This is a genomic window from Gemmatimonas sp. (assembly GCF_041689975.1).
In the GTDB taxonomy this organism is placed as follows: Bacteria; Gemmatimonadota; Gemmatimonadetes; order Gemmatimonadales; family Gemmatimonadaceae; genus Gemmatimonas.
Map to the genome: position 1 here is coordinate 1 of NZ_JBDNFF010000143.1, position 7204 is coordinate 7204.

The 7204-nt window shown below is 64.4% G+C and carries 8 protein-coding genes; 6 read left to right on the plus strand and 2 right to left on the minus strand.

The window, feature by feature from the left end:
• Positions 1 to 266: 266 nt before the first annotated feature.
• Positions 267 to 1481 (minus strand): hypothetical protein, encoded by a 1215-nt coding sequence (locus ACESNG_RS09635; RefSeq protein WP_373059527.1) that lies wholly within the window; start codon positions 1479 to 1481, stop codon positions 267 to 269.
• 163 nt (positions 1482 to 1644) lie between these two features.
• Here ACESNG_RS09635 and ACESNG_RS09640 point away from each other — a divergent pair, with 163 nt between their 5' ends.
• The 4 genes from ACESNG_RS09640 to ACESNG_RS09655 all read left to right on the plus strand — a co-directional run bounded on the left by ACESNG_RS09640 (position 1645) and on the right by ACESNG_RS09655 (position 5734).
• Positions 1645 to 2337, plus strand: a complete 693-nt coding sequence (locus ACESNG_RS09640) for a hypothetical protein (RefSeq protein WP_373059525.1) — start codon at positions 1645 to 1647, stop codon at positions 2335 to 2337.
• A gap of 258 nt (positions 2338 to 2595) precedes the next feature.
• Positions 2596 to 3150, plus strand: a complete 555-nt coding sequence (locus ACESNG_RS09645; RefSeq protein ID WP_373068754.1) for an RNA polymerase sigma factor — start codon at positions 2596 to 2598, stop codon at positions 3148 to 3150.
• Positions 3147 to 3920, plus strand: a complete 774-nt coding sequence (locus tag ACESNG_RS09650) for a hypothetical protein (protein ID WP_373059521.1) — start codon at positions 3147 to 3149, stop codon at positions 3918 to 3920. Before ACESNG_RS09645 ends, ACESNG_RS09650 begins: the two co-directional genes overlap by 4 nt.
• On the plus strand, positions 3920 to 5734 hold the full coding sequence (locus ACESNG_RS09655; protein WP_373068756.1) for a HEAT repeat domain-containing protein: 1815 nt from the start codon (positions 3920 to 3922) through the stop codon (positions 5732 to 5734). The genes ACESNG_RS09650 and ACESNG_RS09655 overlap by 1 nt, the downstream gene beginning before the upstream one ends.
• Here ACESNG_RS09655 and ACESNG_RS09660 read toward each other — a convergent pair.
• Entirely contained in the window at positions 5721 to 5861 is a 141-nt protein-coding gene (locus tag ACESNG_RS09660) for a hypothetical protein (RefSeq protein WP_373060693.1), read from the minus strand. The genes ACESNG_RS09655 and ACESNG_RS09660 overlap by 14 nt on opposite strands.
• A gap of 24 nt (positions 5862 to 5885) precedes the next feature.
• On the opposite strand from ACESNG_RS09660, the gene ACESNG_RS09665 reads away from it, so the two are divergent.
• Both ACESNG_RS09665 and ACESNG_RS09670 read left to right on the plus strand, forming a co-directional pair.
• Complete coding sequence (locus tag ACESNG_RS09665; protein WP_373060692.1) at positions 5886 to 6074, plus strand: hypothetical protein; 189 nt, start codon at positions 5886 to 5888, stop codon at positions 6072 to 6074.
• A gap of 245 nt (positions 6075 to 6319) precedes the next feature.
• Positions 6320 to 7204, plus strand: an 885-nt coding sequence (locus ACESNG_RS09670; protein WP_373068758.1) for a 6-bladed beta-propeller, incomplete at its 3' end; no start/stop codon positions are given.

Genomic DNA, 7204 nt, shown 5'->3' on the forward strand with positions numbered 1-7204 from the left:
ACGCGAAGTACGCGAAGAGACGCGAAGAACAGCAAAATGATGGAAATGGACATCGTGCCGACGGACGAGGCGCGGCGAACCACCAATCCTGTTGTGGCGGTTCTTCGGTGCAGGACGGTCCCGGGCGCCTCCGCGCAAAAGACCGCCATGCAGCGCCTCGTCGTTCACGTCGAGACCAGACAAAACGACGCCGTTCCCCAAGCAAATCGACCACTTGCACCGTTCTCATCCCCAAACGTTGGGACGCTACTGCTCGCTACTGATGTCTACTTCGACCGACCGATCACGTCGCCGTAGGCAAAAATTGCCCCGCTGGCCGCGTCCCGCACCATCGATACGATCGGGCTGGTGAGCTGCCCCATCATGAACCCGGAGGGCTGGCCCCCAAAGCGGTTGTTGGTAACCGACCGGATAAAAAAGGCGGTCGAATCCAACGGCATCCCCGCCACGTTGGCGTAGAAGCGGCTCCATTCTTCGCCCTGTTGAAACAGGTACTGCTCGACGTTGCTCGTGTAGAAGGTGGTCACCCGCGCGTCCCGCTCCCGCAACCAACGGCCCACGTAAGCCAGCGCGCGCGGCCCCGCGAAGTTGCCCACCAGCGGTACGATCAGATTGCGGCGCTGCATGTCGCGCACGATCTGATACGACGCGTCGGTGCCGAGAAAGCCAAGGTTTGCACCGCTGGGATCGGTTGCTGTGGCGATCATCGCGAACGTCGGCATACCGCGGAAACCGCGACCACCGCCAAAGCCTCCGGTGCTGCCGCTCGAATAATTCAGTGACGGGCCGGTGCTGTAGAACACGCTGTCCACGTAGCGCAGCGTCGAGAGATCGCTCGAATCGATCGCGAAGCCGTGCATGTGCACTAGATGATCGCGCACCTCGACGAACGTGCGGCGGAAATACGTAGAGTCGGCACGACGACGATCGAGCCGCGCCAGGAGCGTGTCGGCGCTCTCGGTCGCATCGGGCGAGACCGCCCCGACCAGCGGACGCGCGAAGAGGCGCGCCAGAAAGTCCGAACGGGTGGGAGAGAGTTCGAACACCGCTTTGTACCACAGATGCTGCAATAGATTCTGTCGGCGGATATCCACGATGAACGCCACCCGCGGCTGCAGTGCGGCGATGTACGTGAAGTTCTGTTCAGGGCCCACGCCCACGTACACGCCACCCGGTGGGCTCGTGATGCGCAGGCGCGCGATCACATGCTGCAGTCCCATTTCGTTCGACACGAAATTCTCGGAGCGGAAATAGCCGCCGGGTTCCGACATGTCGCGCACCATGTACCACCATGTGCTGTCGGAGAGGCGATCCGGCAACGTCGGAGACTGCGCCGTCGGCAGCGCGCGCAACGGCTCGGTGTTCGCCGCGCCCGCCGGCGCGATAGTCGCGGTACCGTGACGGCAGGCCGCAAGGCCAACGCTTGCGACAGCAGCCGCGCCAACGGCGACGAGTTTCAAAAGCGGCAGGTGGCGTCTCATCGCTTGACCTTACGCTCCGCGTGCGGAGAGGCAAGGTTGGAATGCTGGCCCGATTGGCCAGAACGCCGCCGTTGCTGAAACCGGCACGAGCGCGCGGCGTACGACCGATGGGGGAGTTTGAACCCGCCCGGAACGTTGCGCACGCACCTCAATCGTTGATCTCATGCAGGATATCCCCGCCGTCGCCGCGCCGCCTAAAGTGCCCACTCCTCCGCCCGCACCGGAGTTGGTGCAATTGTCGACTGGCCAGGTCATCCGAGCGCCGACCGCAGTGTATCAGGGCGTGGTCGCCCAGCGTCGTGAGCTGCGGAATCAGCTCGAGCGACTCGAGGAGCAGCGGCAGGAGCTCCGCAACGAATTGCGCAGTGACGGGAACGCCGACAACGCTGCCGATCGGGCGGGCGTCGAGGCGCGCATCAAGGAGATCGACGGGCGCATTTCGTCGATCGATCAGCAGTTGGCGACGGCCGATGCGGCCGTGGCGCAGGCCGCCGCACTTCCCGGTGCCACCGAGCAGCCTCGCGAAGTGCGAACTGGGACCCCCGACGAAATCGTGGCGATCCCGATCGTGTTCACGATCTTCGTGCTGATGCCCTTGGCCGTTGCCTACGCCCGTCGCATCTGGAAGCGCGGCGCAACGGTGGTCGCGCCGGTATCCAAGGAGGTGACCGATCGCCTCGAGTCCATGGGCCAAGCCGTCGAGTCCATCGCGATCGAGGTCGAGCGCATCGGCGAGGGGCAGCGGTTTTTGACTCGCGTGATGTCGGACAAGGGGAAAAGCCTGGGGGTCGGGGCGGCCGAGCCGATCCCGCTGGTGCACGGTGAACAGGTTGCTGTGCCGCGGTACGAGCGGTAATGCGGTGTATGGAGTGTGGGGTAGGGGGTATGGCGAATTGGGAACAACAAACTCCCTAGGAAGCAGGGAGGAGGGTTTCAGGGGGCAGGGAGCAGGTGAACCGCGCGTGGTCCCCTGCCTCCTGCATCCTGAAACCCTCCCTCCTGCTTCCTAAGCAGTTGGCAGTTCTAACCAATGCAACCCTTTTCACCATCCCTCTGTCTTCTCTGCGCACATGCATGCGCATCGAGACGACGACAGTGGGCGGCGGCAGTGTCCATGACTGACACGGAACTGCTTGACCGGCTCAGAGCGAAGGACCACACGGCGGAACGGGAGTTCTACGACCGCCACGTGGACCGCGTGTACCGACTCATTCTCCGAATGAGCGGACGCCCCGAGCTCGCCCAGGAGTGGACGCAGGACACTTTCATCCGGGCCTTCAGCCGGATCGAGCAGTTCCGCGGCGACTCCGCCTTGTCGAACTGGCTGCACACGATCGCCGTCTCGATCACGTTGAACGGTTTGCGTTCCTGGAAACGCCGCGAAGCGTTCGCGGCGCCCCTCGAGGAGGCGACGACCGTGGCGCAAACATCGGTGGAAAGTGAACCGGATCTCAAGGTTCGCCTGAAGGCCGCCATCGAGGCCCTCCCCGCCGGCACACGCGCCGTGTTCGTGATGCACGACGTGGAAGGGTTCACGCACGAGGAGATCGGCAAAGCGCTCGGTGTCGCCGTCGGCACCAGTAAGTCGCAGCTCTTCCGTGCACGAGAAAAACTGCGGGTGGCGCTGGCCGCTTTCGCCCCCCGACAGCTTGGCAAGGAGTTGGCATGACTGATCGACCGGAGCAACACGACAACCGACGTGACTCCCGTCGCGACGATGGGCCTGATGCACCACTCGAGCCGTGGATGCTCGAGCTGGCGCGCGACGCGGTGAACGACTTGGACGCTGATGTCGCGGTTCCGCGCGAAATGATGTGGGCGCGGATCAACCGTGACCGTGGCGCGGCATCACGCACCGTGCAGCGCGCGTTCCCCTTCACGCGCGTGGCAGTCATTGCCGCGGTACTTGTTGGTGGCGTGGCGATCGGTCGCTATGTCCTGCCCGCCGCGCCAACGTTGATCGCGCCGACGACGGTCGCGGCAACCGATAGCGCGCAGGCCGTGAACGATCGTGCTGTCCACGGATCCGGGCTCGGACCCGATGCCCTCGCCGAGCTGGCGTCGTCGAACGACCCGGTACGCGTGGCGATGGGCGAGCATCTCGCCCGCACGGTAGCGCTGCTTACCACCGTGCGCGATCAGGATCCAGCCATGGGGCCGGGTGCCGATGTATCGGCGTGGGCGCGTGATCTGCTCAGTACCACGCGACTGCTGATCGATGAACCGCAACTGCGTGACGAACGCACGCGCCGCTTGCTGCAGGATCTGGAACTCGTGCTCGTACAGATCATCCAGGCGCGCGAATCCGCGCCGGAGACGCAGCGCGCACCGAAGGAAACCATTCGCGAAACCAATCTCCTCCTGCGGGTGCGCGCCGTCGTCACGGCGTCACGTCCCGTCGAGGAATCGATCAACGGCTTTACTTACGGAGGAGACTGATGTCCCGCATTGTCCGCACGACCGTGGTCCGCGTGACTCTGGCGCTTTCGATCGGCGTCGGCGCACTGACCGCACAGGAACCACCGCGTCTGCCTCGTCCTTCCCGCACCCCGGCCACCCCTGCGCCCACCCCGGCGCCCCGGCCGACACGAGCACCCACGCCGTCAGTGTGGCCGATGGAGGGAGTGTTTGCCGACCCGATGTGGCGAGCCGAAGTCTCGCGTGCCGCGCGCGTCGGGGCTGAGGCCGCGCGCGTCGGCGTCGATGCTGCGCGCGCCGGTGTCGATGCCGCGCGCATCGCGATGAGTATTGATCGCGACGCGATGCGCGCCAATGTCGCCGCTCTCGCCCCGTTCGCGGAGCTGTCCGAGCTCGCGAGGTTCACCGAGATGAACGTTCTCGCCGCGGTTAGCGGCGTCATGAATTTCGCGGAGTCGTCTGTGTCGGGGTCGCGGGGCTATCGCACCGAAGCGCCGGAGCCGTGGGCCCAGGCCGATCCGGCCGACTCGCTGTACCGTGAAGCCCGCAAGGCGCTCTCCGGCGATGCCTATCGCAAGGCCGCCGACATGTACAATCAGATCTGGCGCCGCTATCCGAACAGTGCATACACGCCCGACGCCTACTACTGGCAGGCGTTTGCATTGCAGCGTCTCGGCGGCGACCAGAATCTGGGCGAAGCACTCGCCACCCTCGAGACGCAGGCGCAGAAGTTCCCGAAGGCCGCCACGCGTGGCGACGCCTCGGCGCTCCGGGCTCGCATGGAAGGCGTACTGGCGCGCCGCGGCGATCAGGCCATGGCCACGACGCTCATGGGCCGCGCCGAAAGCACCACGCGCGACGGCTGTCCTCGCGAGAACGACGACGAACGCATCGATGCGCTGAACGCCGTGATGCAGATGGACGCCGACAAGGCGATGCCGATTCTCAGGAAAGTGCTGGCCCGTCGCGAACCGTGCACGCAACAACTCCGTCGTACCGCCGTCTGGCTGGTGGCGTCACGCAAGCAGCCCGAAGCCGCTGAGATCCTGATGAACGTCGCGAAGACGGATCCCGACAAGGAGGTGCGTGAACAAGCCGTGTTCTGGATGGCCAACGTACCGACCGAAGAAGCGACCACCATGCTGATCGACCTGGCGCGTCGTGGCGATGATCTCGATTTGCGCAAGCGTGCGGTGTATGCGCTGTCGCGGTCGAAGCAGCCGCGCGCCGCCACCACGTTGCGTGAGATCGCGCTCGACGAGAACGCCCCGGACGACCTGCGTAGTGATGCGCTGCAGTGGTACGCGTCAGGACCGGGCAAGGCGAGTGACGAAGGATTCGCGTTTCTCAAGGACATGTACGGAAAGTCCGATCGACCACGTCTCAAAGAGCGCGTCTTGCAGCAGATCGCCGCGCGTCGGACCGATGTGTCGCGGGAGTTCCTGGTGGTGATTGCCACCAATCCACGCGAGTCGATGGATATCCGCCGCATGGCCGTGTCGGTGATCGGCAACAACTCGATGTGGGCGAGCGCGCGAGTGACGGGTATGCTCACTGGCACTGGTGCCTCCTCGGCCGCCGGCAACGCGACGGCGGTCCTGTCGACAACGGCCGCGCAGCTCACCACGATCTACGAAAAGAGCCCGGACGTGGAGATCCGTCGGCAGGTGCTCAGCTCTCTCTCGTCGTTGCGTGAGAACGCCGGCGTGGAGAAGCTGATCGATGTGGCACGGAACGAAAAGAATCTCGAGCTGCGCAAGTCGGCGGTGAGCATGCTCTCGCGCACGAAAGATCCGCGTGCGCTCGCGCTGTTGCAGGAGATCATCGACCGATGAACGCTTCGACGCAGGGCATCGCACTCGCTGCCACGCTCGTGCTCTCGTCGTCGCTCGCGGTCACGCCGGCGCGGTCCCAGTCACTCGGCTCGCGCATCGATGCGGTGCGCGATGGCCGGGTGCGCATGACGTTCGCTGCGCGGACGGGAGTGTGCGGCAACGGCTTAGCTGGTATCGCTCACGCGACGGCGGACGCTCGGGACAGTTCGACGGTATGTGGAACGGCGGTAACGACGTGGAGAACAGCTGCGAGCAGGGACCGGTACGGGTGGTGGCGCTACGCGAAGGTGGTGACACCAAGGAGATCCGTACGTACGTCGGCGGCCGCTGGCGTGGATAGAGAGGCGGGTCGGTACGCGATAGAGGTTGTCAACGGCCAACTGCTTAGGGGGCAGGGGGGAGGGCGTCAGGGTGGAGGAAGCAGCAACAGCGCGTTGTCCCTGCCTCCTGCCCCCTGAAACCCTCCCCCCTGCTTCCTGAGGAGTTCGCCGTTCGCCGTTTGCCGTTCGCCGTTCGTCGTTCAACGTTCGGTGCAACCAAACACCCCGTTGTTGACACCATATGCCCCACCCCTACAATAGGCCCATGCAACCACATGCGGCGAAGCAATTGATGGTGGGTGCCACAGTACTGGGCCACCTGTTCGGTGCGGGCTCAGTTGGCGCGCAAGCGAAGCGCGACAACACCGGTTCCGCGCGCGAGGCCACGATTGCCGTGACTACTGCACCCACTCTGGTGATCGGTGGCAACGAAGCCGACGAGTCCACCACGTTTTACGCGATCGTCGGCGCAACGCGATTGCCTGACGGACGCATACTCATTGGAGATCGCGGCGAGTTCAACTTGCGCGTCTTCTCGGCCGCCGGCAAACAACTCCAGTGCTTCGGACGGAAAGGCTCCGGTCCCGGTGAGATGGTGTATCTGGCTGCCCTTAATCGTTGCGGCGACACCATTTATGCGCTCGATATCGAGAACGGCCATCGCGTGAGCGTGTTCTCGATCGATTTGCATTACAAACGCGAATTTCGTTTCGCTGCTCCGGTCGTTGGCGGACCGCCGTACAGGTCGTCCTGCAACTCGGCGCAGCGGTTTCTGCAATACGGCTGGGAAGATCACCGACACATGAAGGCCGGTGTTTTTCGCACGAACGTCCCGTTCTGGTATGCCGGTGCGTCGCAACAGTCGGGCGTCTCCTTTGCCGAGTTTCCGGGATCGGAACGGTGGGGAACGGTTGCAGGTGGTCAGGTGAGCGGCACTCGACCGTTGCCGTTCGGGAAGGAAGCCATCGTGGCCATTGGATCTCGGCACGGATACATCGGAACCGGTGAGACATACGAGATCATGGTGTTCGATCTCGCCGGCAAACGTGTCGGGACCATTCGTGACCTCGTGACGCCGTCGCCCGTGACGCCGGCCGACATCAAGGCGCAGATCAATCTCGACGTGGCCAATCAGAACGAATCGCAGCGG

Coding starts and splice junctions, on each gene's coding strand:
- ACESNG_RS09635 (WP_373059527.1), bottom strand. CDS start 1,481: ATGAGACGCCACCTGCCGCTTTTGAAACTCGTCGCCGTTGGCGCGGCT.
- ACESNG_RS09640 (WP_373059525.1), top strand. CDS start 1,645: ATGCAGGATATCCCCGCCGTCGCCGCGCCGCCTAAAGTGCCCACTCCT.
- ACESNG_RS09645 (WP_373068754.1), top strand. CDS start 2,596: ATGACTGACACGGAACTGCTTGACCGGCTCAGAGCGAAGGACCACACG.
- ACESNG_RS09650 (WP_373059521.1), top strand. CDS start 3,147: ATGACTGATCGACCGGAGCAACACGACAACCGACGTGACTCCCGTCGC.
- ACESNG_RS09655 (WP_373068756.1), top strand. CDS start 3,920: ATGTCCCGCATTGTCCGCACGACCGTGGTCCGCGTGACTCTGGCGCTT.
- ACESNG_RS09660 (WP_373060693.1), bottom strand. CDS start 5,861: ATGCGCACCCGGCCATCGCGCACCGCATCGATGCGCGAGCCGAGTGAC.